This is a genomic window from Aliivibrio sp. 1S128 (assembly GCF_001691065.1).
Classification (GTDB): Bacteria; Pseudomonadota; Gammaproteobacteria; order Enterobacterales; family Vibrionaceae; genus Aliivibrio.
The window spans coordinates 278-635 of the sequence record NZ_MAJV01000138.1 but is presented as its reverse complement, the minus strand read 5'-3'; the positions used below and the strand labels follow the sequence as shown (position 1 = coordinate 635).

Below are 358 nucleotides of genomic sequence, written 5' to 3'. Positions count from 1 at the left end.
GTAGTAAACGTGTTATGCAGGCGTTATATGATTTAAGGAGAAATCTTTGAGTAATTGGGATGATGTTGCTGGTAAAGTTGAGTTTAATCTTCAATTAATCAGCGAGTTACTTATTAATACAGTTCCTTATTCTAGCCAAGTTCTCGATTTTGGCTGTGGGTATGGAAGAGTAACTAATGAGCTTTATGACTTAGGTTATAAAAGTATTTGTGGTGTTGATTCTTCATTGGAAATGATTAATCGTGGGAACAATGAATTCCCGCATCTTGAGCTGAACTACTCAAAAGGTTCACAACTTCCTTTTTCTGATTCTTCCTTTGATGCCATTGTTACATGCACTGTTTTTACATGCATTCCA

Annotated in this window: 1 protein-coding gene; it reads left to right on the top strand. The window is 35.5% G+C overall.

The window, feature by feature from the left end:
* Positions 1 to 46: 46 nt before the first annotated feature.
* Positions 47 to 358 (top strand): class I SAM-dependent methyltransferase (locus tag A6E03_RS20565; RefSeq protein ID WP_141677306.1); only part of this gene is annotated, 312 nt, incomplete at its 3' end.